A 22,514-nucleotide genomic window follows, 5' to 3' on the forward strand; every position below is an offset into this window, starting at 1 on the left:
GGCTGGAAATCCACGCCACGGCGCAGGGTCATTCCCGTTGCCAGCACATCCAGCACCGTTAACTGAATGATCCGCGAGGTCATCGGCATATAGATGTCGGTGTCTTCCGGCAGCGGAATGTTCAGGCTCAGGGTACTGGCCTTGGCCAGTGGTGAATTTTCCGCAGTCAGGCCCAGCACCGAAGCACCGTTCTCCCGGGCGATCCGCGCCACTTCCACCAGCTCACGGGTGCGCCCGGTATAGGAAATGATCACGAACAGTTCCCCGGTGTGCGCCACCGAGGCAATCATCCGCTGCATCAGCACATCGGCATGCGCGGTGACCGCAAGGTTGAAGCGGAAGAACTTGTGCTGCGCATCGAGCGCCACCGGGGCCGAAGCACCGAGGCCGAAGAAGTGGATCTGCCGGGCCTGGATCAACAGGTCGACGGCGCGGCTGATCAGATTCGGGTCCAACGCCTGGCAGGCGCTGTCCAGGGATGCGATGGCGCTGCCGAAAATTTTCTGCGTGTAGGCCTCGGGATTGTCGTCGGCTTCGACCGCACGGCTGACGTACGCCGCGCCACTGGCCAGGCTCTGCGCCAATTGCAGCTTGAGCTCGGGATAGCCGCTGACGCCGAACGAACGGCAGAAACGGTTGACCGTCGGTTCGCTCACCGAGGCGGCCTGGGCGAGGGCGGCGATGCTGAAGCGGGTGGCCTGCTGCGGGTTGAGCAGGATCACCTCGGCGACCTTACGTTCGGCCTTGTTCAGCTCTTCAAGGCGACTCTGGATCTGTTCCAGTAAATTTCGCACGCGGTCCATATGGAATTCCTGATTCACCGACGCAGAGTTGCGTCGGGCTATGCAAATTGGGCCTTTGATATGGCCCGTGACGGTGGCCTATCCTACTGATGCGTCCGGGCGACCACCACTCGGATTGAGTATTCTGCGAAAATGTTGTGGTTATTACTACATTTTCCCTTGAGTGATGCCTTGAAAAAAGGTATTTGTAGCTTAACTTGATAAAAGAACAAACATCATGCCTTCCATTACGGTTGAACCGTGCACCTTTGCCTTGTTCGGCGCGCTTGGCGATCTGGCCCTGCGCAAGCTGTTTCCTGCCCTCTATCACCTTGACGGTGCCGATCTGCTGCACGAGGACACGCGCATCATCGCGCTGGCCCGTGAGCCCGGCAGCGAGCAGCAGCACATGGCGTTCATCGCCGCCGAATTGCGCCGTTACGTCGGCAAAGAGCTGAACGAAACCGTGGCCGAACGCTTTCTCGCGCGCCTGACCTATCTGCACGTCGACTTCCTCAAGGCTGAAGATTACGTAGCGCTGGCGGAGCTGGCTGGCAGCAGCCAGCGCATGATTGCCTACTTCGCCACCCCGGCGGCGGTGTACGGCGCCATCTGCGAGAACCTCGAGAAAGTCGGTCTGGCCGAAAATACTCGGGTGGTGCTGGAAAAACCGATCGGCTCTGACCTGGAGTCGTCGCGCAAGGTCAACGACGCGGTGGCGCAGTTCTTCCCGGAAGACCGCACTTACCGCATCGACCACTACCTGGGCAAAGAGACCGTTCAGAACCTGATCGCCCTGCGTTTCGCCAACAGCCTGTTCGAAACCCAGTGGAACCAGAACTACATTTCCCACGTGGAAATCACCGTGGCCGAGAAGGTCGGCATCGAAGGCCGCTGGGGCTATTTCGACAAGGCCGGCCAACTGCGCGACATGATCCAGAATCACCTGTTGCAGCTGCTCTGCCTGATTGCCATGGACCCGCCGGCCGACCTGTCCGCCGACAGCATCCGTGACGAAAAGGTAAAAGTGCTCAAGGCGCTGGCGCCGATCAGCCCGGAAGGCCTGACCACACAAGTGGTGCGCGGCCAGTACATTGCCGGCCACAGCGAAGGCAAATCCGTTCCGGGTTACCTCGAAGAACCGAATTCCAACACTCAGAGCGACACCGAAACCTTCGTCGCCCTGCGTGCCGACATCCGCAACTGGCGCTGGGCCGGCGTGCCGTTCTACCTGCGTACCGGCAAGCGCATGCCGCAGAAGCTGTCGCAGATCGTCATCCACTTCAAGGAACCGTCGCACTACATCTTCGCCCCGGAGCAGCGTCTGCAGATCAGCAACAAACTGATCATCCGCCTGCAACCGGATGAAGGTATTTCCTTGCGCGTGATGACCAAGGAGCAGGGCCTGGACAAGGGCATGCAACTGCGCAGCGGCCCGCTGCAACTGAATTTCTCCGACACCTGGCGTAGCGCGCGGATCCCCGATGCCTATGAGCGGTTGTTGCTGGAAGTGATGAACGGCAATCAGAACCTGTTTGTCCGTAAAGATGAAATCGAAGCCGCGTGGAAGTGGTGTGACCAGCTGATCGCCGGGTGGAAGAAATCCGGTGACGCGCCCAAGCCGTATGCGGCCGGGTCGTGGGGGCCGATGAGCTCCATTGCATTGATCACGCGGGACGGGAGGTCGTGGTATGGCGATATCTGAAGTGCAACTGCCGGCGGGCGTGACTGCCCGCGAATTCAACAGCCCGGTGCTGCTCGCCGAAGGTCTGGCGCTGAACGTCGCCAAGCAACTGAGCGACGCCATTGCGGCACGCGGCAACGCGGTGCTCGTGGTGTCCGGCGGACGCAGCCCGGTGGCGTTTTTCCAGCACCTGGCCAAGCAGGAGCTGGACTGGTCGAAGGTCGTGATTACCCTGGCCGACGAGCGTTGGGTGCCCGTCGAGCACGCCGACAGCAATGCCGGCTTGCTCAAGCAGTATCTGCTCAAAGGCCCGGCTGCCAAGGCGCAGTTCCTCAGCCTCTACAGCGCGGCGGCCAACGTCGAGCAGGCTGCTGAACAGGCCGATCGTCTGCTCGGCGAACTGCCGCCGATCGATGTGCTGGTGCTGGGCATGGGCGATGACGGTCACACCGCTTCGCTGTTCCCCGACAGCCCGAACCTCGCAGCAGCCCTGCAAGCCGATGGCACGCGCCGTTGCTGGCCGATGCTGGCGCCCAGCGTGCCGCGTCAGCGCCTGACCATGAGCCGTGCGCTGCTGGCCTCGGCCCGGCACAAGATTCTGTCGATTTCCGGTCAATCGAAACTGACCACCCTGAATGCCGCGCTGGCATCCGATGACGTCGCGGCCATGCCGGTGCGCGCGTTTCTGCAACCTACGTTAGAGATTTACTGGTGCCCATGAGCCAAGGAACAGCCGCTATGACAACCCCATCCCCGACCGTTTCCATGGCGGACAAAGTTGCCCTGATCGACAGTCTCTGCGCCAAGGCGCGGATTCTGCCGGTGATCACCATCGCCCGCGAACAGGACGTGCTGCCACTGGCTGACGCCCTTGCCGCTGGTGGCCTGACCGCGCTGGAAGTGACCCTGCGTTCGCAGTTCGGCCTTAAAGCGATCCAGATCCTGCGCGAACAGCGCCCGGAATTGATGACCGGTGCCGGCACCGTGCTCGATCGCAACATGCTCGCGGCGGCGGAAGCGGCAGGCTCGCAATTCATTGTCACCCCGGGCATCACCCGCGACCTGCTCGAAGCCAGCGTCGACAGCCCGATTCCGCTGTTGCCGGGCATCAGCAACGCCTCGGGGATCATGGAAGGCTACGGCCTGGGCTATCGCCGCTTCAAGCTGTTCCCGGCGGAAGTCAGCGGTGGCGTGGCGGCAATCAAGGCGCTCGGCGGCCCGTTCGGCGAAGTGAAATTCTGCCCGACTGGCGGCGTCGGCCCGGCCAATATCAAGAGCTACATGGCGCTGAAAAACGTCATGTGCGTGGGCGGTAGCTGGATGCTTGATCCGGAGTGGATCAAGAACGGCGACTGGGCCCGCATTCAGGAATGCACCGCCGAAGCCTTGGCGCTGCTGGACTGATTGTTACCTGACACTTCGTTGTGTGCTTTACGGCTTTATGGTGCGCTTGGTCGGCGCACCTTTTTTTTGCGCTGAAAAAAGAGCCGGTACACGCCGCGATACATAGTTACTGCACGCTGGCTTTTTCACGGAGTTAACCTGCGTTCATCTTATGGAAGAGAGAACGCCTCATGGACGACTTTCAGTCTCTGACCCTTACGCCACAATCTCCTTATCAACCGAAGCCGCTAATCCCTGGCCGTGCCGATTGGCCTGCAGCCGAACCTGAGGTGCGCAATATCAGTCAGGGTGTCCAAGGCCTGCCGCTGATCCTGCGTCTGTCGCTGGTCGATGCGATGACCAGCGAGCCGGTCATCGGCGCGCTGGTGCGCATTCAACAGCGTGTCGATGGCGACATCAGCCTGGGCGGCAGTCAATCGACTGACAGCCATGGCATCGTCCGTTTCACCAGTGTCTATGCGGATCGACCGGCGCACGGCGCTGCTTGCCTGAAGCTGAACGTATTCATTCCCGGCGACGAAGCAGGCGCACAAGTTCACCACGAGGCTTGGGCCGGCACCTTGCATTTGCCCGGCCGCTGCGGCTGTGAAGCTGCCGCCGAGGACGCCTTGCGGTTGGTTTTGCAGCCGATCGCCGGCGCCGATCTTGAAGACGGTGCCTTCGCCTGCCAGACGCTCGGCATCGACACCTTCGCCGTGTCGTCGCAGCTGGGTCTTGAAGGCTACGAAAAAAACTTCGGTGCGCGGTTCTAGCGCAGTTGGTCCAGCGCCCGAACCAACTGCTCAATCTCGTTAACCGTGGTAGTCAGCCCCGGGGTTATGCGAATGCACGGCCCGCACGCGGCGCCGGTGCGCACCACGGTGAACAGGTTGAACTCGCTGAGCAGACGCTCGGCCATGACCTGCTGATCGGCATGCCGGGTGAAGCGCAGCGCGGTGATCGCGCAATACAGTTGCGGATCATCCGGCGTCAGCACTTCGATGCCAGGCAGGTGCCGCACGGCGCTGACCCACAGGTTGCGCAGGTAATTCAGGCGTGCGCCCTTGGCAGCAGCGCCGCCGAGGGCGTCGTGCTCTTCGAACACCAGTGGCAAGGTCATCAGCGCCGGGATGTTCGGCGTGCTGTACGAGGTCCGCGCACGAATATCGGTAACCGGGTAATGCATCTCGCCCATGTCGGGATCGATGTCGGCCAGGCGCTGCGGTGAGATGTAAATGAAACCAAGCGTCAGCGGCGCGCCGATCCACTTGTGCAGGTTGTAACCGGCGAACGCGATGCCCAACGCTTGCAGATCGAATTCGATCTGGCCGAGGGCGTGGGCACCGTCGAGGATGATGTCGACGCCATGCTCTTTGGCCAATGCGGCGATGGCCTGCACCGGCATGACCAGGCCGGTGCGGTGAGTGACATGGGTCAGGGCCATCAGTTTCAGTTTCGGGTGGCGGACAAAAGCCTCGCGGTAGCTTTGCAGCAGGCTGTCAACGCTGGCCGGATGTCGGTGGACAATCTCGATGACCTCAACGCCACGCTGTTTCGCCAGCCAGCGCATGGCGCCCTTGACCGTGTCGTACTCGAGGTCGCAGATCAACACCTGATCGCCCGGTTGCAGGCGATTGTAATTGCGGATCAGCGATTGCAGGCCTTCGGTGGCGTTGCGCGTCAGGGCTACGCTTTGCGCGCGCACGCCAATCAGTTCGGCCAGTTGCGCGCGGATTTCGAGGTTGTCGTGCTGTTCAAAGCGCTGGCGTGCATAAATCGAGTTGCTGGTGTTGATCAGCTCGATATTGCGCTGGTATTCCTCGATCACTGTGCGCGACATGCGCCCGAAGTAACCGTTTTCCAAATTGACCGGGCCGGGCTGCACATCGTATCGGTCGGCGAATGTCTGCCAGAAGGCTTCGTCACGGGCGCGGCGGGTGTTGTCAGGCATGGTCGGCAAGGCTCAAGAGGAAGGGCGCGTCAGTGGCGCGGGGCGGGTTTGCCGTGTTTGGCGCGCAGCGGTTCGAGCAGGTCGGACAGACCGTTGTGGTCGATCTCCTGCATCAACGCCAACAGGCCACCGAGTTCACCGTGGGGAAAGCCTTCACGGGCGAACCAGTTCAGATAGGGGCCAGGCAAGTCGGCAATGATTCGGCCTTTGTATTTGCCGAAAGGCATCTCGCGGGTGATCAGCAGTTCGAGTTTTTCCGGATTCATCAGCGCGCTTCATCGATTCAGATAACAACCTGGAAAATACAGGCATTCTGCATGCAGGCCAAATGACAGATCATGCAAAAAACCAGCATTCAGTTGGTTCAATCTTTCGTAAGTTATTGAATTTAAACAATTAATCTATGAAAGCGAAGCTGGCACGCACACTGCAATATCCCTTGCATCTTCAACCCATCGCAAGGAATTGAAAAATGACCGACATGAATAAAGAAGCCATTTCTGTACTCAACGACCTGATTGAAACCTGCAAGGACGGTCAGGAAGGGTTCAAGACCTGCGCCGAAGACATCAAGCACCCAGAACTGAAAACCCTGTTCGTGCAGCGCTCCGCCGATTGCGCCACCGCAGCGGCCGAGCTGCAGGCTCAGGTACGTTCGCTGGGCGGTGATCCGGAAACTTCGACCAGCGTTGCCGGTGATCTGCACCGTCGCTGGGTCGATGTAAAATCCATGTTCACCGGCAAAGACGAAGAGGCTGTGCTGAACGAAGCCGAGCGCGGTGAAGACCATGCCCTGAAGGCTTACAAGGAAGCGCTGGAAAAAATCAGCAAGCACAATCTTGTGGGTATTCGTGACCTGGTTGAGCGTCAGTACCACGGTGTACAACGCAACCACGACCAGGTGAAAGCCCTGCGTAACCAGGCGCGTGCAAAGTCTTAAGCTGCACTGAAACAACTGTGGGAGCGGGCTTGCTCGCGAAGAGGTAGTGTCAGCAACATCTTCGTTGCGGGACGCACCGCATTCGCGAGCAAGCCCGCTCCCACATTCGTTGTGTGTCCTCGATAATCAACCGATACTGATCGCCGGCAATGTCGGCAACGTCACCGTCTGCTGTTTGCGTGGCGCGAGAATTTCCGCCTCGCCATCCACCACCAACTCATCACGCTGATTGAATACGCGAGTGGCAATGCGCACGCGGAATTTCGGCAGCTTCTCCAGAATCTCCAGACGCACTGTCAGCGTATCGCCGATCTTCACTGGCTTCTGAAAGCTCATCTGCTGACCGATATAAATGGTGCCCGGCCCAGGCAATTCGCAGGCAACGGCGGCGCTGATCAGCGCACCGCTGAACATGCCGTGTGCAATGCGTTCCTTGAACATGCTGGCTGCGGCAAACTCGGCGTCCAGGTGCACCGGGTTGTGGTCGCCCGACATCGCGGCGAACAACTGTATGTCGCGCTCTTCGACAGTCTTGCTGTAGCTGGCGGTCTGGCCGACTTCAAGGGCTTCGTAAGGGATGTTGGTTACCTGGGTCATCGGTTTCGATTCCTGTGACGGATTTCAGTGAATCCACAAAAAATTATTCGCTGCGCTGCGGGCGCCGGTGGCTCAGGGCCTGATCGATCCAGGCGAGCACATCAGCGGTCACTTCGTCGCGATTGCTTTCATTGAACAGTTCGTGCCGGGCTTGCGGGTAGATCTTCAGTTGCAGATGCTGGCTGCCGGCCCTGCGCAAGGCATTGGCCAGATCTGTCAGACGCTTGCCCTCGCTCACCGGATCACATTCGCCGCCGATCACCAGCAGCGGCAGGCCCGGATCGATCTGCGCGAGATTGGACGCTTTGCTGATTTGCTGCAAGCCGCCGAGCAGGTCGATCCACAGCTGATTGGTGCAGCGAAAGCCGCACAGCGGGTCGCCGGCGTACTTGTCGACCTCGGCCGGATCGCGGCTTAGCCAGTCGAAACGGGTGCGCACCGGTTTGAATTTATTGTTGAACGAGCCGAACGACAGCCACTCGATCAACGCGCTGCGGCCCTTGCCGCCCTGACGCAGTTTTTCCAGCCGGGCAATCTGCCGCGCGGCGCGATAGAGGGCCATTGGCTGGCAATTCGAACCGCTGAGAATCGCCCCGTGCAGGCTGGCGCTGTGGTGCAGCAGATAGGCCTGGGCGATGTAGCTGCCCATGCTGTGGCCGAGCAGGATGATCGGCACGCCGGGATGCTGCTGGCCGATGTGCTGGTTGAGGCTGGCCAGATCGCCAACGACCTTGCACCAGCCATCGTCGTCGGCGAAATGGCCAAGCGTGCCGTTGTCAGCGGTGCGGCCATGGCCGCGCAGATCCGGGGCGTAGACGCCATAGTCTTTGTCGCAAAACGTGTCAGCGAGGCGGGCGTAGCGAGCGCTGTGTTCGGCCATGCCATGAGCGAGAAGAATCACCGCTTTCAATGGCGTGGCCGGCAGCCAGCGGTTGACGTACAGGCGGCTGCGGTCACTCGCGTCCAGCCAGAAGGTGTCGTGGGTCATGGCGATTCCTTTGCTCAGCATCGCCACAGTGTATAGCGCGTCTGATCAGCCTACGCCACGGCAGGAAGATTCACGCGATCAATGAGGGCTTGCGTCATATTTGCCTCAATGGCCATAGCTGCTAGTGTCCGTGAAGCTCCGCTTTGTGCTTTTTGTCTTCAATGGACGAAGCAGAAACGACAGAAGCGGCTCCCGGATCGGCTCAGGTAAAGAGGACAAGAACAATGCAACCTGATTTCTGGAATGACAAACGCCCGGCCGGCGTACCGCTGGACATCGACATGGGCGAGTTCAAGTCGGTCATCGAAGTGTTTGAGCGTTCCTGCAAGAAATTCGCTGACCGCCCGGCGTTCAGCAGCATGGGCATCACCCTGACCTACGCCGAACTCGAGCGTCAGAGCGCGGCATTCGCCGGTTACCTGCAGGCCCATACCGATCTGGTGCCGGGGGATCGCATTGCGGTGCAGATGCCCAACGTTCTGCATTATCCGATTGCCGTGTTCGGCGCCCTGCGCGCCGGGCTGATCGTGGTCAATACCAATCCGTTGTACACGCCACGGGAAATGCGCCACCAGTTCAAGGATTCCGGCGCACGCGCGCTGGTCTACCTGAATCTGTTCGGGCAGAAAGTCCAGGAAGTGCTGCCCGACACCGATATCCAATACCTGATCGAAGCGAAGATGGGCGACCTGATGCCCACCGCCAAAGGCTGGCTGGTCAACACCGTGGTCAGCAAAGTGAAGAAACTGGTGCCCGAGTATTCGCTGCCGCAAGCGACCTCGTTCAAAAGCGCGCTGCGCATGGGGCGTGGTCTGGGCATCAAGCCGCTGAACGTCGGCCTCGATGACATCGCCGTGCTGCAATACACCGGCGGCACCACCGGCCTGGCCAAGGGCGCGATGCTCACCCACGGCAATCTGGTGGCGAACATGCAGCAGGTGCGCGCCTGTCTGGCTCAGCTCGGCCCGGATGGCCAGCCGCTGTTGCGCGAAGGCCAGGAAGTGATGATTGCACCGCTGCCGCTGTACCACATCTATGCCTTCACCGCGAATTGCATGTGCATGATGGTGTCGGGCAACCACAACGTACTGATCTCCAATCCACGCGACATCGCCGGCTTCATCAAGGAACTGAAGAACTGGCGTTTCTCGGCGCTGCTGGGTTTGAACACCTTGTTCGTTGCGCTGATGGATCATCCCGACTTCAAAACCCTGGATTTCTCCAGCCTGAAGCTGACCAACTCCGGCGGCACTGCACTGGTCAAGGCCACCGCCGAGCGCTGGGAGCAGATGACCGGTTGCCGTATCACCGAAGGCTACGGCCTGACCGAAACCTCGCCAGTGGCCTGCACCAACCCCTACGGCGATCAGTCGCGCCTGGGCACCGTCGGCCTGCCAGTGCCGGGCACGCTGGTGAAGATCATCAACGATGACGGCGTCGAACAGCCACTGGGCGAGCGCGGCGAGCTGTGCATCAAGGGCCCGCAGATCATGAAGGGCTACTGGAACAAACCCGAGGCCACCGCCGAAGTGCTGGATGCCGAAGGCTGGTTCAAGTCCGGCGACATCGCCGTGATCGACCCGGACGGTTTTGTCCGCATCGTTGATCGCAAGAAGGACATGATCATCGTCTCCGGCTTCAACGTATACCCCAACGAAATCGAAGACGTGGTCATGGCCCACCCGAAAGTCGCCAACTGCGCGGTGATCGGTGTGCCGGACGAGCGCTCGGGGGAGGCGGTGAAGCTGTTTGTCGTGGCGCGGGAAACCGGCGTCAGCCTGGAAGAGCTAAAGGCTTACTGCAAAGAGAATTTCACCGCCTACAAGGTGCCGAAACACATCGTGCTGCGTGAGTCGTTGCCGATGACGCCTGTAGGGAAAATTCTGCGGCGCGAGTTGCGGGATATCGCCTAGGCCTGAACCGCAGCGTTTGTGACATTCGCGAGCAGGCTCGCTCCCACAGGTATAGATGTTTTCCGTGGGAGCGAGCCTGCTCGCGAATCTTTTGTGCCCGCTGAATTCGGGGGTTGCAGGGACTTATAGGATTTTTGCTCTAAAATGACCGCTGGTAAGTCTTGAGTCATAAATATGACTGTGGGGCCCACGTTTGGCTCTGGTCGACCCTTGGCAAAGCTGCTACTCTCGGCGCGCTTTGTGACTTCTCGGCCTGTAAAACGCCGGATTCACCAATACAAAACACACACCAATAATAATCGCATCAAATGCGGTGAAGAATTCGCGTTGCTGAGGAGTGGGCTTCCATGATCGAAGACTTTTGGAAGGATAAGTACCCGGCTGGAATCGCAGCCGAGATCAATCCAGACGAGTATCCGAACATTCAGGCAGTGTTGAAGCAATCCTGCCAACGCTTCGCCAACAAACCGGCTTTCAGCAACCTGGGCAAGACAATCACCTACGGTGAACTGTACGAGCTGTCCGGTGCCTTTGCCGCGTACCTGCAACAGCATACCGACTTGCAGCCCGGTGATCGAATCGCCGTGCAACTGCCCAACGTCCTGCAATACCCGGTCGCGGTCTTCGGTGCCATTCGCGCCGGGCTGATCGTGGTCAACACCAACCCGCTGTACACCGCGCGGGAAATGGAACATCAATTCAACGACTCTGGCGCCAAAGCGCTGGTGTGCCTGGCGAACATGGCGCACCTGGCCGAAGCCGTGGTGCCGAAGACCGGGGTCAAGCACGTCATCGTTACCGAAGTCGCCGACCTGCTGCCGCCGATCAAGCGCCTGCTGATCAACAGCGTCATCAAGTACGTGAAGAAAATGGTTCCGGCCTATCACTTGCCCAAGGCCATCAAGTTCAACGACGTCCTGAGCAAAGGCCACGGCCAGCCAGTGGCCGAAGCCAACCCGCACAGCGGCGACGTCGCGGTGCTGCAATACACCGGCGGCACCACCGGCGTGGCCAAGGGCGCGATGCTCACGCACCGCAACCTGGTCGCCAACATGCTGCAATGCAAGGCGCTGATGGGCTCCAACCTCAACGAAGGCTGCGAGATCCTGATCACGCCGCTGCCGCTGTATCACATCTATGCGTTCACCTTTCATTGCATGGCGATGATGCTGATCGGCAACCACAACATCCTGATCAGCAACCCGCGCGATCTGCCGGCGATGGTCAAGGAACTGTCGAAGTGGAAGTTCAGCGGTTTCGTCGGTCTGAACACGCTGTTCGTGGCGCTGTGCAACAACGAAGGTTTCCGCAAGCTGGATTTCTCCGCGCTGAAAGTCACCCTGTCCGGCGGCATGGCCCTGCAACTGGCGGCGGCCGAGCGCTGGAAAGCCGTGACCGGTTGCGCCATCTGCGAAGGCTACGGCATGACCGAAACCAGCCCGGTGGCCACGGTCAACCCGATCCAGCACATCCAGATCGGCACCATCGGCATTCCGGTGCCGTCGACCCTGTGCAAAGTCATCGACGATGCCGGTGTCGAGCAGCCGCTGGGCGAAATCGGCGAGCTGTGCGTCAAGGGCCCGCAAGTGATGAAAGGCTACTGGCAGCGTCAGGAAGCCACCGATGAAATGCTCGACAGCGACGGCTGGCTGAAAACCGGTGACATCGCGCTGATCCAGCCGGACGGCTACATGCGCATCGTTGATCGCAAGAAGGACATGATTCTGGTGTCCGGCTTCAACGTCTATCCGAACGAACTGGAAGACGTGCTGGCGACTTTGCCGGGCGTGTTGCAGTGCGCGGCGATCGGCGTTCCGGACGAAAAATCCGGTGAGGCGATCAAGATTTTCATCGTCGCCAAACCGGGTGTGACCCTGACCAAAGAGCAGGTCATGGACCACATGCGTGCCAACGTCACCGGCTACAAGGTGCCGCGTTCGGTGGAATTCCGCGATGCGCTGCCGACCACCAACGTCGGCAAGATCCTGCGCCGCGAATTGCGGGATGAAGAGCTGAAGAAGATCAAGGCCAAGTCTGCCGCGTAAATAAAAAGCCCCGCAGATGCGGGGCTTTTTGTTGGTGCAGACTGTAGATGTGCGTTGCCTGTGATGCCGTCTTCGCGGGCAAGCCCGCTCCCACATTTGACCGTATTCCACTGACGAACGCGGTTGAGTGTGGGAGCGAGCCTGCTCGCGAAGCTTTTCGGTTACTGACGAAACGGCGCAAAATTCACATTGGTTCCGGCCGGTCGCATGTCCTGCAGATACGAATCCTTGTCCGCACTCAATTCCAGGCTCAGCGCCGCCTTGCGTTTGCCTTCGTTGCGAATCACCAGGCCTTCGAGCTTTTCGCGCAGGAACACCGTTGGCACTTTCAGGTGCAGCAACTCATCGGTGGCCGGGGTGTGCAGCAGCAGGTGAATCCACTCGTACTGACCGATGGCCAGACGCGACACCGGCAGGTCGAACCACCAGATGTTGCGGTTACGGTTCAGTTCGGCGAAGTGGCAGTTGTTGGTGCCGAGCACGGCGCCGCCCAGTTCCTGGTTGCGACGGGCGATGGCCTGGGTTTTATTGAGCTTCATGACATTCCTGCGAATCGGTGTGCCGGGCGCGACGCCCGTAGGCTGAGCATTCTCCGGGCAACGCTGGCAAACATAAAGCGCAACCTGCGTGTCACGACGAAAAGCCGGCAAAAATAAATGAAACTTGGCGCAAAGCGCACCGGTCAATCGTTACGTAATGACTTTTCTTCCCTTTATGCTTCACGGAGAAACACCATGAGTAGCACAGGCGATAAAGTAAAAGGCATGGCCAACGAAGCCGTCGGCAATATCAAACAAGGTGTCGGCAAAGCTACTGACAACGACAAGATGCGCGCTGAAGGCAAAGTTCAAGAGAAAAAAGGCGAAGCCCAGCAAGCGGTCGGCAACGCCAAGGACGCTGTGAAAAAAGGCGTCGACAAGGCTTAAGCGAGCCTTGAACGAATCACACGAGCGGCCATCCAAGGATGGCCGTTTTTGTACCAGAACCCTGCGGTCATCCGCCAAAGGATCGCCAAGTAGGCTACCTTGAGGTAAAAAACGGCCCCTGAGTCGCCACGACTTCAACCTTTTGCGGCGCAAGGAGACGCGAATGATATTTCCGGACATGAAAGGTCTGCCCCTGCACCGGGTGATGGTGCGCACGGTCACTGAGTTCGTCGATGACGAAATGTCGACCTACGCCTCGGCACTGGCCTACCAGATGCTGTTCTCGCTGTTTCCGTTCATTCTCTTCCTCATCGCCCTGATCGGTTTCCTGCATCTGCCGGACTTTTTCTCCTGGCTGCGTCTGCAATCTGAACTGGTCCTGCCGCCGCAAGCGCTGGAGCAGGTCAACCCGGTGATCGACCAGTTGCAGCAATCCAAGGGTGGCCTGCTTTCCATCGGTATCGTCATCGCCCTGTACACCGCGTCCGCCGGCGTGCGCCTGATGATGAGCGCAATGAACGCCGCTTACGACGTGGTCGAAGGCCGGCCGGTCTGGAAGCGTTTTCCCCTGTCGATCGTCTATACCGTTGGCATCGCTGGCATGCTGCTGATCGCCGCTGCGCTGATGGTGCTCGGGCCGCAGGTGATGGGCTGGATTGCCGCACAAGTGGGGCTGGAATATTTCATCGTCACGGTGTGGACGATCGCCCGCTGGCCGGTGATCGTGATTCTGATGATGGTCGCGGTGGCGCTGATCTATTACGTGATGCCCGACGTCAAACAGGAATTCCGTTTCATCACCCCAGGTTCGGTGCTGGCCGTGGTGGTGTGGATCCTTGCCTCGTTGGGGTTTGCCTTCTACGTGAAAACCTTCGCCAACTACAACGCGATGTATGGCAGCATCGGGGCGATCATCGTGCTCTTGCTGTATTTCTACATTTCCTCCGCAGTGCTGTTGCTCGGCGCGGAAATGAATGCGGTGATCGAGCACATGTCCGCCGAAGGCAAGGAGAAGGGCGAAAAAGCCCCTGGCGAGCCCGACGAATCCCCCAAACAACACGTCTCGGGCCTGGGCCGCGATCATTCGCTCAAGCCGGACACTGACGAAGCCCGACCATGATTCGTGAAATTCTGAAAATGGGTGATGAGCGCCTGCTGCGCATCGCCGCGCCGGTACCACCGGAAATGTTCAACAGCGCCGAGCTCTGGCAACTGATCGACGACATGTTCCAGACCATGGAAAGCGTCGGCGGCGTTGGCCTCGCGGCGCCGCAGATCGGTGTCGACCTGCAACTGGTGATCTTCGGCTTCGAGCACAGCGAGCGCTACCCGGACGCTGAAGCAGTGCCGCAGACGATTCTGATCAATCCGCTGATCACGCCGTTGAATCCGCTGATGGAAGAGGGTTTCGAAGGCTGTCTGTCGGTGCCGGGCCTGCGCGGCGCGGTGGATCGCTACCAACAGATTCGCTATGAAGGCTTTGATCCCAAGGGCGAGCCGATCGTGCGCGTGGCCTCAGGGTTTCATGCGCGAGTGGTGCAGCATGAATGCGATCACCTGATCGGTCGGCTGTATCCGTCGCGGATTACCGATTTCAGCAAATTCGGCTTTACCGAAGTGCTGTTCCCGGACCTTGATCCCAACGTTGACGACTGATTGTCAGAACACCATCAACCCCTGTGGGAGCGAGCCTGCTCGCGAACGCGGAGTATCAGAACCAAATTCGGCGCTGACACACCGCATTCGCGAGCAGGCTCGCTCCCACAGGGTTTCAGCGTAAATCTGCGGGATTGAGCCCCATCGCAATCATCGGCTTGCTGCGCGCATACCGGCTCAACCGCTCGGCCATCGCCTGTGGCAGCGGCGGGTCGAAGCTGAAGCCGCGCCGCTCATAGAACCCGCGCAGATCAGGATGGCAGAACAGCCACACCGGCGCGTCCACCTGAGCAACCGCCGTCGCAATCAACTGCGCAGCGACTCCCTGCTCACGACATTGCGGATCAACAAACAACCCCGTCAGCCAATGCCCGCCCGCTACTGGACGCAGGCACAGCGCCGCGACAATCTCGCTGCGCCTTGCGACCCACAGCTGCGCCTCGCGCACGGCTTTCATCGACGACTGGTGGCTGCGGTAGAACTTGTTCATCAGCGGCCACAACGATTCGTCGAGCTGGCTGTAATGGATCTCGGACATGGTTCGGACTGTCGGTTCGAAAAGCGCCGATTATAAAAGAACGCGCGGCTCGTGATAGGTGTATACCTGATCTCACATCCCTGTGAGTGGAGTACCGATCATGTCCAAAGGTATGGATTCAAAGAAAGCCGCGAAGAAGAAACCGGCCAAGACCGCGATTGAAAAACGCGCAGAGAAGAAAGCCAGGAAAGTCGACATTTTCGGCCATTGATCAAACCCTTCGGGAGCCCGGTTCGCGGGCTTCCGCTTCGCTGGCGAAAACGTCCGTTTTCCCCACACTGTTTCCCGCGCTGAACCGTTTCTTGTGCAAAAAGTGCCAGATACTGGCCGACTAGTGGCCTTGCGTCCGGCGTCGGACTGGCTATGCTTGCAGGTAACTAACCATGTCGATCGTCATGCCAAAACCTGGACGGCACAGGTTGGTCCGTGATTCATGCTGCCAGAGTGCGCCATTCAAGGCACCGACACTGAACCAACAAGGAGCGTCATCTAAATGGAAGTTCTTCTACGCGTTAGGGCTGGCCCGCATGCGGGCTATCAAGAAAAGGATGTCTTGATCAGAGCGTCGCTGCACGAACCCTCCGATTGATCATCATTTATCACCTGACAACTTCCTCCTGTGGAGGAAGGCGTGTGCCTGTTCTGTGGAACGTAGTGATGGATCTTGCAAGACCTGAACTTTCATCAAATCAAAAGAACGCGCGGAAGGTGATACAACCATGTTCAACCTACATCACAAGGCTGACCTGCGGGAAATCGAGCGTTTCAGCTGTGCGCTGACCGAGGCCAACGCGAAAATCGAAGCGATCAGCCGCTCGATGGCCATGATCGAATTCACCCCGGAAGGCATCGTTCTCGACGCCAACGAGAACTTCTGCAAGACCATGGGCTACAGCGCCGAAGAAGTGCGCGGCAAACACCATCGGATCTTCTGTGAAGAAAGCTTTTATCGCAGCGAGGACTACGCGAAGTTGTGGCGTGACCTGGCCCGTGGTGAACCGCTCAGCGGCACTTTTCTGCGCCTGAACAAGAGCGGCCGCGAGATCTGGCTCGAAGCCAGTTACATGCCGGTGTTCGGGCCCGACAAGCAGGTCAGAAGTGTTATCAAAGTGGCGGCGGACATCACCGCGCGCATCAACAAAGAACATGAAGAAGAAGCCATGCTCGCGGCGATCGGCCGTTCCATGGCGGTGATCGAGTTCACCCCCGAAGGCAATGTCATCAGCGCCAACGACAACTTTCTGCAGACCATGCAGTACTCGCACAATGAAATTGTCGGCCAGCACCACAGCCTGTTCTGTCACCGTGCCGAAGCTGAATCCGCGCAATACAAGGCGTTCTGGGCTTCGCTCAATCGCGGCGAATATCACTCGCACCGTTTCGAGCGCAAGAACAAGTCCGGGCAGATGGTTTATCTCGAGGCTTCGTACAACCCGCTGTTCGACGCCAAGGGCCGCTTGTACAAGGTGGTCAAGTTCGCCAGCGACATTACCCGGCAGATGACCACCCTGCAAAACGCTGCGGAATCGGCCCACAGCACCTCGGTACAAAACGACGCCTGCGCGCAAAAAGGCTCACAGGTCGTGCAGCAAACCGTGCAGATCATTCAGGACATTTCCCGCGATCTGAACGAAGCGGCGGTGAGCATCGATGCGGTCAGCAAACAATCGGACATCATCGGCAGCATCGTCCAGACCATTCGCGGCATTGCCGACCAGACCAATTTGCTGGCGCTCAATGCCGCCATCGAAGCGGCGCGGGCCGGTGAGCATGGACGTGGTTTTGCGGTGGTTGCCGATGAGGTGCGTAGCCTCGCCGCGCGGACCAGTCAGGCCACTCTGGAAATTGTCGACGTGGTGCGCAAGAACCACGACCTTTCGCTGAGCGCAGTGTCGAGCATGCAGTCGAGCCTGAGCCGCACCGGGCTGGGCGTGGAACTGGCGAACGAGGCGGGCGAGGTGATCCTCGAGATTCAGCAGGGCTCGCGGCATGTGGTGGATGCGATCAGTCAGTTCAATGAAACCCTGCAATTGAACTGAAATGTTTCAACGTCACCAATAACCAATGTGGGAGCGAGCCTGCTCGCGAAAGCGTTATGTCAGCCAGTACATGCCTTTCTGACACGACGCCTTCGCGAGCAGGCTCGCTCCCACAGTTGAGTCATGTGTTGGCCTTTCAGCGGTGCGCAATATTTTCCAGCGCCAGATTACGCGTTCGCGGGCCAAACCAGCCGATGGTCAGCATCACGATCAACATGCTGCAGACGATGAATGCCAACACTCCCGGCGTGCCGAAATTGTCCAGAAACATTCCGATCAGCAGACTGCTGAACACCGTCGACAAGCGACTGAACGAATAGCAGAACCCGACCGCACGAGCGCGGATGTTGGTCGGGAATAGTTCGCTCTGATAGGAGTGATAACTGAAGCTCAGCCAGGCGTTGCAGAAGGTGATCATCACGCCGCAGAAAATCAGCCCGAACGCGCTGGTCTGCAGGGCGAACAGGGTGCCGAAGGTCATCGCGCCGAGGGCCGAGCCGACGATCTGCCATTTGTTTTCGAAACGGTTGGCGAACTTCACGAACAGCAATGGCCCGAGCGGGTAGGCGAGGGTGATGATGAAGGCGTACATCAAACTGTGGGTGACGCTCACGCCTTGGCCCGAAAGCAGCGCCGGCAACCAGTTGCCGAAGCCGAAGAAACCGATCGCCTGAAAGATGTGGAAGACGATCAGCATCAACGCGCGGCGGCGGTAGGGCGGCTGCCAGATATCGGCGAAACGGCCCTTGCCTTCGACATCGACCGGCACCGGTTCCGGCGTATCGAGCGCTTTGCCGTGGTCCTTGGCGCAGCGCGCTTCGAGGTCATCGAGAATGCGCTTGGCTTCATCGAAGCGACCGTGTTGCGCCAGCCAGCGCGGCGATTCCGGCAAGCGCTTGCGCAGCCACCAGATGAACAGCGCAAACACTGCGCTGGCCAACACCACCCAACGCCAGCCTGACACCCCGAATGGCGCTTGCGGCACCAGCCACCACGACATCAAGGCCACCGCCGGCACCGAGAGGAACTGCACGAAAAATGCGAAGGCAAACGCCGAGCTGCGCATGCGCTTGGGCACCAGTTCCGAGAGGTAAGCGTCGATGGTTACCAGCTCGATACCGAGGCCGATGCCGACCAGAAAGCGCATGCCGATGATGCCCAGCGCCGAGGTCTGAATCCCCATCAGCACTGTCGCCACCGTGTACCAGATCAGCGCGAAGGTGAAGATCGCCCGGCGGCCGAAACGATCCGCCAACGGACTGAGCAGACTGGCGCCGAGGAACAGGCCGAGGAAGGTCGCCGAGGCAAACGCCGCCTGATCGGAGAAACCGAACACCCCCTGATTGCCAGTGGCGAACAGGCCGTCGCGAATCAGTCCGGGGCTGATGTAGGCGGTCTGGAACAGATCGTAGAGTTCGAAAAAACCACCAATCGAGAGCAGCGCCACCAGACGCCAGATGGTGGCGACGGCAGGCAGCCGATCGATGCGGGCGGAAATTTCGGCGGCACGTACCGGGTCGATGCCATCACCGGGCGCGGCGGCAGGAGCGTGAGCAGTCATAAGCTGATCCATTTTTTATTGATGGAAAAGCTTAGCCTGCTATCGGTGTTTGCGGATTGTGAATGTCAACGGTTTACCCGGTTGAACTGCTGATTTCTCGCAATATTTTCTTACCAATTGGTGATTTATGCCGCAGCGGCAGAATCTGGCAGCGCCGAGCTCGGCAGGCCGAAGATCCGGTCGAACAGCCAGTTGAACACGAACGTGTAGCACGGGATGAAAATGATCAGCGCCAGATCCAGCAGGAATGCCTGCACCAGACTGATGTTCATCCACCAAGCGATCAGCGGAATCAGAAACACGATCAGCGTCAGTTGAAAGCCGACCGCATGGGCGATGCGCCGTTTCACCGTGCGGGTGCGCGAGACCTGGCGGCTTTCCCAGCGTTCGAACAACGAGGTGTAGATGAAATTCCAGGTCACCGCGATGCTGGTGATGATCACCGCCAGCGGCCCGGTGCTGCCCGGCGATGTGCCCGACAGCAAGGCTAGACCGAGCGCCGAGAAGGTCATGCCGATCACCTCGTAAAGCGACACGTAGACCAGTTTGCGTTTCACGCCTTGCATGCAGATTTGCCTCTTTCTTGCTTGGAGATGGCCAGCAGGGCTGGCGAAGGCGACGGAAGATAGCTTCAATAGCCCTGACAGAAAAAGTCGGCAGCTTTCAGTTTTGTTGATAGGTGGGGAATTTGAATTTCAGCAGCGACAGCATCGAGTTGTTTCTTGCGGTCATCGAGCGCGGCTCGTTTTCCGCCGCCGCGCGGCAATTGGGCAAGGTACCGTCGGCGGTGAGCATGGGCATCGCCAATCTTGAAGCGGAACTCGGTTACCCATTGTTCGACCGCAGCCACCGCGAGCCGCAACCCACGGCGATGGCGCAGTCGCTGGTGCCGCACGCGCGTCTGATCGCCGAGCAACTCAAGCAGCTGCAAGTGCACGCGGTGGAGTTGTCGCTGGGGCTGGAAAGCAGATTGTCGGTCGGCGTGGTTGCGGACCTTGATCGACGCCGCTTGCTCGCAGCGATCAAGGTGATTGCCGAGCGGTATCCGTTGCTCGACATCGAAGTGCTGACCGCGCCACAGGATGATGTGCTGGCGATGTTGCACGCTGGCCGGGTCAACGTCTGCCTGGCGTTCGCCGGTTTGAGTGTGAATGCGCTGGAACGGTTTCAGTTTGTCGGCAGCGAACGGATGATCGCGACGCTGGCGGCGGACAGCCCGTTGTTGCAGGGGCGGGATGTGTTTCTCGAAGATCTGGTGCAGGTGCGGCAGATCATCGTCGCCAGCCGCGACTTGCCGATCAGCGAGACACGGCCGTTGGTGGCTGAGTCGTACTGGCGCACGGACAACCTCGAGACAGCGATGGAGATGGTTGAAGCGGGACTGGGTTGGGGCAATTTTCCGCTGTCGGTGGTGCAGCCGTGGCTGGAGGCCGGGCGCTTGAAACGGCTGAATTTTCGCAACATCGAAAATGGCCTGGTGCTGCCGGTGCACGCGGTGTGGCTCAAGAGTCAGCCCCTGCAGAAAGGCGCGCAGGCCCTGGTGGACCTGCTCAGCCATTGAGCCCAACACAAAACCCCCTGTAGGAGCTGCCGAAGGCTGCGATCCTTTGATCTTGTTCTTGAAAGCAAAATCAAAAGATCGCAGCCTTCGGCAGCTCCTACAGGGGATCGCGTGAGTTTCAGGTACTCTCGCGAACCTTTAGCTCAAAGCCCATATCCTCGACCGGCCGCGCCACTTTGTTACCCGCCATCAACGTCAGCATCTGCTCTGCCGCGCGCCGGCCGATCGCCTCGCGCGGGGTGTTGATGCTGCTCAGGCGCGGCACCATGTGCTCGGACATCGGCAGATCGTTGAACCCCAGAATCGCAATCTGTTCGGGAATTTTGATGCCGTTGCGCAACGCTTCCAGCAGCGCGCCCTGGGCCAGGTCATCGTTACCAAAGAAAATCGCATCGACGTCCGGATGCGCCGCCAGCAATTGCAGGAACAGCTCGCCGCCCAAGCCCACCGACGAAGCACGCGGCGTCAGCACTTCCAGATCCGGGTCATAGCGGCCAGCCTTCTGTAATGCCTTGCGGAAACCCTCACCGCGCAACAAGGTGCGCTGATCCAGCTGCGCGCCGATGTAGGCCAAGCGCTTGCGCCCGCGAGATAGAAGGTGTTCGGCGGCGGTCTCCCCGGCGCTCAACTGCGAAAAACCCACGCAATTGACCCCGGCGGCGCTGTCCAGCTCCATCATGTACACGCAGGGAATATTGCTGGCCTCGATCATCCGCCGCGAACTTTCCGTGCGATCAAACCCGGTCAGCAAAAAGCCGCGCGGCTGATAGGCCATGTAGTTGCGCAGCAGGTTTTCTTCTTCATCGCGCGAATAGTGGAAGTTGCCGATCAGTACTTCGAAGCCCTTGGGCGTCAGCACCCGATGAATGGCTTCCAGCGTGTCGATGAACAGCAGGTTGGACAGCGACGGCACCAGCACCACCACCGAATGGCTCTGCGCCGAGGCCAGTGCGCGGGCGGCGGGGTTGACCACGTAGTTGAGTTCGAGCGCGGCTTTCTGCACTTTTTCCACCAGTTCGGTGGCTACCGTGCTGACCCCGCGCAAGGCGCGCGAGGCAGTGATCGGGCTGACGCCGGCCAGGCGGGCTACTTCATTGAGGGTCGGACGGCCGGTGGTGCGGGTATTTTTATCGTTCTTGGGGGAGGTCATCGGGCGGCTTGCCAAACAAAAATCAAGGCACTAAGGTAGCGCTGTCCTGATGCAGCTGCAAATGCGTGAGCGCGGTCCTGCCTGATCTGTGCTTTTTGGCGTCGGGAACAAACCTGCTGCAACCCAAAAAAACGACAAGAAGGCGTCGGCAACTTCTGCCTGTGCACTAGAGTCATAGCTAGCAAAGGTAGCGCTGTCTGCGCGCTGAGGTGTTATATGAGTCATCCCATCACCGCCCTGGTCATCATGGGCGTTGCCGGTTGCGGCAAGACGTGCGTCAGCGAGGCCCTGTGCCAATTGAGCGGCGCCACTGCCATTGAAGGCGATACTTTCCATCCGGCCGCGAACATCAAAAAGATGAGCGCGGGGATCCCCCTGAACGACGAAGACCGCGCTGGCTGGCTCGACAGCCTGTGCGATGAACTGCGTCGCGTCGATGCCAAAGGCCAACGCCCGGTGTTGACCTGCTCCGCCCTTAAACACAGCTATCGCGAACGTCTGCGCAGTGCCTTGCCGGGCCTGGGCTTCGTGTTTCTTGAATTGACCCCTGAAGTCGCCGCTGAACGTGTGTCCCACCGCCCGGGCCACTTCATGCCGGCGACGTTGATCGAAAGCCAGTTCGCCACCCTCGAATCGCCCAAGGGCGAGCCGCTGACGTTGGCGTTGAATGCTTCGATCCACAGCGTTGAAGAACTGGCATCCGAGGCTCACGTCTGGTGGCAGGCCAACGGTCTGAAACAGGCGGTATGAGTATGTTGAAAAAGACAGCGCTGTCCTCCCGACTTCTGTTCAACCCGCTT

Annotated in this window: 22 protein-coding genes and 2 pseudogenes; 14 read left to right on the forward strand and 10 right to left on the reverse strand. The window is 59.5% G+C overall.

What is annotated here, in order from left to right:
* A partial coding sequence (locus tag AC4IHP_RS26455; protein WP_490833160.1) for a MurR/RpiR family transcriptional regulator occupies positions 1 to 794 on the reverse strand: 794 nt, incomplete at its 3' end.
* A 226-nt stretch (positions 795 to 1,020) separates the two neighbouring features.
* Here AC4IHP_RS26455 and zwf point away from each other — a divergent pair.
* The 4 genes from zwf to AC4IHP_RS26475 all read left to right on the forward strand — a co-directional run bounded on the left by zwf (position 1,021) and on the right by AC4IHP_RS26475 (position 4,622).
* Positions 1,021 to 2,487, forward strand: a complete 1,467-nt coding sequence (gene zwf, locus AC4IHP_RS26460; protein WP_016773537.1) for a glucose-6-phosphate dehydrogenase — start codon at positions 1,021 to 1,023, stop codon at positions 2,485 to 2,487.
* Positions 2,474 to 3,187, forward strand: coding sequence for a 6-phosphogluconolactonase (gene pgl, locus AC4IHP_RS26465; RefSeq protein ID WP_460120953.1), 714 nt, complete (start codon positions 2,474 to 2,476; stop codon positions 3,185 to 3,187). The genes zwf and pgl overlap by 14 nt, the downstream gene beginning before the upstream one ends.
* A 17-nt stretch (positions 3,188 to 3,204) precedes the next feature.
* Positions 3,205 to 3,870, forward strand: a complete 666-nt coding sequence (locus AC4IHP_RS26470) for a bifunctional 4-hydroxy-2-oxoglutarate aldolase/2-dehydro-3-deoxy-phosphogluconate aldolase (protein WP_016773539.1) — start codon at positions 3,205 to 3,207, stop codon at positions 3,868 to 3,870.
* A 170-nt stretch (positions 3,871 to 4,040) separates the two neighbouring features.
* Positions 4,041 to 4,622: a peptidase associated/transthyretin-like domain-containing protein gene (locus tag AC4IHP_RS26475; RefSeq protein WP_460120951.1), complete on the forward strand. Its 582-nt coding sequence runs from the start codon at positions 4,041 to 4,043 to the stop codon at positions 4,620 to 4,622.
* Here the strand turns inward: AC4IHP_RS26475 and AC4IHP_RS26480 are convergent.
* Both AC4IHP_RS26480 and AC4IHP_RS26485 read right to left on the reverse strand, forming a co-directional pair.
* Positions 4,619 to 5,800 carry an aminotransferase class V-fold PLP-dependent enzyme gene (locus AC4IHP_RS26480; RefSeq protein WP_490833146.1) on the reverse strand — a complete coding sequence of 394 codons (1,182 nt, stop codon included), beginning with the start codon at positions 5,798 to 5,800 and terminating at the stop codon, positions 4,619 to 4,621. The two genes, AC4IHP_RS26475 and AC4IHP_RS26480, sit on opposite strands and share 4 nt — an antisense overlap.
* 29 nt (positions 5,801 to 5,829) lie before the next feature.
* Positions 5,830 to 6,066 (reverse strand): DUF3820 family protein, encoded by a 237-nt coding sequence (locus tag AC4IHP_RS26485; RefSeq protein ID WP_003227425.1) that lies wholly within the window; start codon positions 6,064 to 6,066, stop codon positions 5,830 to 5,832.
* Between the two features lie 206 nt (positions 6,067 to 6,272).
* Between AC4IHP_RS26485 and AC4IHP_RS26490 the strand changes: the two genes are divergently transcribed.
* The gene (locus AC4IHP_RS26490; RefSeq protein ID WP_460120944.1) at positions 6,273 to 6,740 is read left to right on the forward strand and encodes a ferritin-like domain-containing protein; all 468 of its coding nucleotides are present in this window, start codon (positions 6,273 to 6,275) and stop codon (positions 6,738 to 6,740) included.
* Positions 6,741 to 6,866: 126 nt separating this feature from the next.
* Here AC4IHP_RS26490 and AC4IHP_RS26495 read toward each other — a convergent pair whose 3' ends face one another.
* Both AC4IHP_RS26495 and AC4IHP_RS26500 read right to left on the reverse strand, forming a co-directional pair.
* Complete coding sequence (locus AC4IHP_RS26495) at positions 6,867 to 7,337, reverse strand: MaoC family dehydratase (protein ID WP_003227420.1); 471 nt, start codon at positions 7,335 to 7,337, stop codon at positions 6,867 to 6,869.
* Positions 7,338 to 7,380: 43 nt separating this feature from the next.
* Complete coding sequence (locus AC4IHP_RS26500) at positions 7,381 to 8,325, reverse strand: alpha/beta hydrolase (protein ID WP_490833147.1); 945 nt, start codon at positions 8,323 to 8,325, stop codon at positions 7,381 to 7,383.
* Positions 8,326 to 8,549: 224 nt separating this feature from the next.
* Here AC4IHP_RS26500 and fadD2 point away from each other — a divergent pair, with 224 nt between their 5' ends.
* Both fadD2 and fadD1 read left to right on the forward strand, forming a co-directional pair.
* Positions 8,550 to 10,238 (forward strand): long-chain-fatty-acid--CoA ligase FadD2, encoded by a 1,689-nt coding sequence (fadD2, locus tag AC4IHP_RS26505; RefSeq protein WP_039758096.1) that lies wholly within the window; start codon positions 8,550 to 8,552, stop codon positions 10,236 to 10,238.
* 347 nt (positions 10,239 to 10,585) lie between these two features.
* Positions 10,586 to 12,283: a long-chain-fatty-acid--CoA ligase FadD1 gene (gene fadD1, locus AC4IHP_RS26510; RefSeq protein ID WP_460120936.1), complete on the forward strand. Its 1,698-nt coding sequence runs from the start codon at positions 10,586 to 10,588 to the stop codon at positions 12,281 to 12,283.
* A 161-nt stretch (positions 12,284 to 12,444) separates the two neighbouring features.
* Here the strand turns inward: fadD1 and AC4IHP_RS26515 are convergent, their stop codons facing one another.
* Positions 12,445 to 12,822, reverse strand: a complete 378-nt coding sequence (locus AC4IHP_RS26515; RefSeq protein ID WP_016775519.1) for a hypothetical protein — start codon at positions 12,820 to 12,822, stop codon at positions 12,445 to 12,447.
* Between the two features lie 195 nt (positions 12,823 to 13,017).
* Here AC4IHP_RS26515 and AC4IHP_RS26520 point away from each other — a divergent pair, with 195 nt between their 5' ends.
* From AC4IHP_RS26520 to def, 3 genes are all read left to right on the forward strand, one after another.
* A complete protein-coding gene (locus AC4IHP_RS26520) occupies positions 13,018 to 13,209 on the forward strand; it encodes a CsbD family protein (protein ID WP_016775518.1) in 192 nt (63 codons plus the stop codon).
* 163 nt (positions 13,210 to 13,372) lie between these two features.
* A complete protein-coding gene (locus AC4IHP_RS26525) occupies positions 13,373 to 14,329 on the forward strand; it encodes a YihY/virulence factor BrkB family protein (RefSeq protein ID WP_217862711.1) in 957 nt (318 codons plus the stop codon).
* On the forward strand, positions 14,326 to 14,865 hold the full coding sequence (gene def, locus AC4IHP_RS26530) for a peptide deformylase (protein WP_016773546.1): 540 nt from the start codon (positions 14,326 to 14,328) through the stop codon (positions 14,863 to 14,865). The genes AC4IHP_RS26525 and def overlap by 4 nt, the downstream gene beginning before the upstream one ends.
* 115 nt (positions 14,866 to 14,980) lie before the next feature.
* On the opposite strand, the gene AC4IHP_RS26535 is transcribed toward def, so the two are convergent.
* Positions 14,981 to 15,403, reverse strand: coding sequence for a GNAT family N-acetyltransferase (locus AC4IHP_RS26535; RefSeq protein WP_490833148.1), 423 nt, complete (start codon positions 15,401 to 15,403; stop codon positions 14,981 to 14,983).
* Positions 15,404 to 16,227: 824 nt separating this feature from the next.
* Here AC4IHP_RS26535 and AC4IHP_RS26540 point away from each other — a divergent pair.
* A pseudogene (locus AC4IHP_RS26540) lies at positions 16,228 to 16,896 on the forward strand (PAS domain-containing protein); the annotation flags it as partial.
* A gap of 120 nt (positions 16,897 to 17,016) precedes the next feature.
* Positions 17,017 to 17,442 (forward strand): annotated as a pseudogene (locus AC4IHP_RS26545) (methyl-accepting chemotaxis protein); the annotation flags it as partial.
* Positions 17,443 to 17,578: 136 nt separating this feature from the next.
* Here AC4IHP_RS26545 and AC4IHP_RS26550 read toward each other — a convergent pair.
* Together AC4IHP_RS26550 and AC4IHP_RS26555 are read right to left on the reverse strand one after the other, a co-directional pair.
* The gene (locus AC4IHP_RS26550; RefSeq protein ID WP_490833149.1) at positions 17,579 to 19,003 is read right to left on the reverse strand and encodes an MFS transporter; all 1,425 of its coding nucleotides are present in this window, start codon (positions 19,001 to 19,003) and stop codon (positions 17,579 to 17,581) included.
* 125 nt (positions 19,004 to 19,128) lie between these two features.
* The gene (locus AC4IHP_RS26555; RefSeq protein ID WP_336355249.1) at positions 19,129 to 19,569 is read right to left on the reverse strand and encodes a PACE efflux transporter; all 441 of its coding nucleotides are present in this window, start codon (positions 19,567 to 19,569) and stop codon (positions 19,129 to 19,131) included.
* 122 nt (positions 19,570 to 19,691) lie between these two features.
* On the opposite strand from AC4IHP_RS26555, the gene AC4IHP_RS26560 reads away from it, so the two are divergent.
* On the forward strand, positions 19,692 to 20,564 hold the full coding sequence (locus AC4IHP_RS26560; RefSeq protein WP_490833150.1) for a LysR family transcriptional regulator: 873 nt from the start codon (positions 19,692 to 19,694) through the stop codon (positions 20,562 to 20,564).
* A 118-nt stretch (positions 20,565 to 20,682) separates the two neighbouring features.
* Here the strand turns inward: AC4IHP_RS26560 and gntR are convergent, their stop codons facing one another.
* Positions 20,683 to 21,714 carry an HTH-type transcriptional regulator GntR gene (gene gntR / locus AC4IHP_RS26565; RefSeq protein WP_490833151.1) on the reverse strand — a complete coding sequence of 344 codons (1,032 nt, stop codon included), beginning with the start codon at positions 21,712 to 21,714 and terminating at the stop codon, positions 20,683 to 20,685.
* A 216-nt stretch (positions 21,715 to 21,930) separates the two neighbouring features.
* Between gntR and AC4IHP_RS26570 the strand changes: the two genes are divergently transcribed.
* Complete coding sequence (locus tag AC4IHP_RS26570) at positions 21,931 to 22,464, forward strand: gluconokinase (protein WP_490833152.1); 534 nt, start codon at positions 21,931 to 21,933, stop codon at positions 22,462 to 22,464.
* Positions 22,465 to 22,514: the final 50 nt, after the last annotated feature.

Source organism: Pseudomonas sp. UF-293 (genome assembly GCF_058245595.1).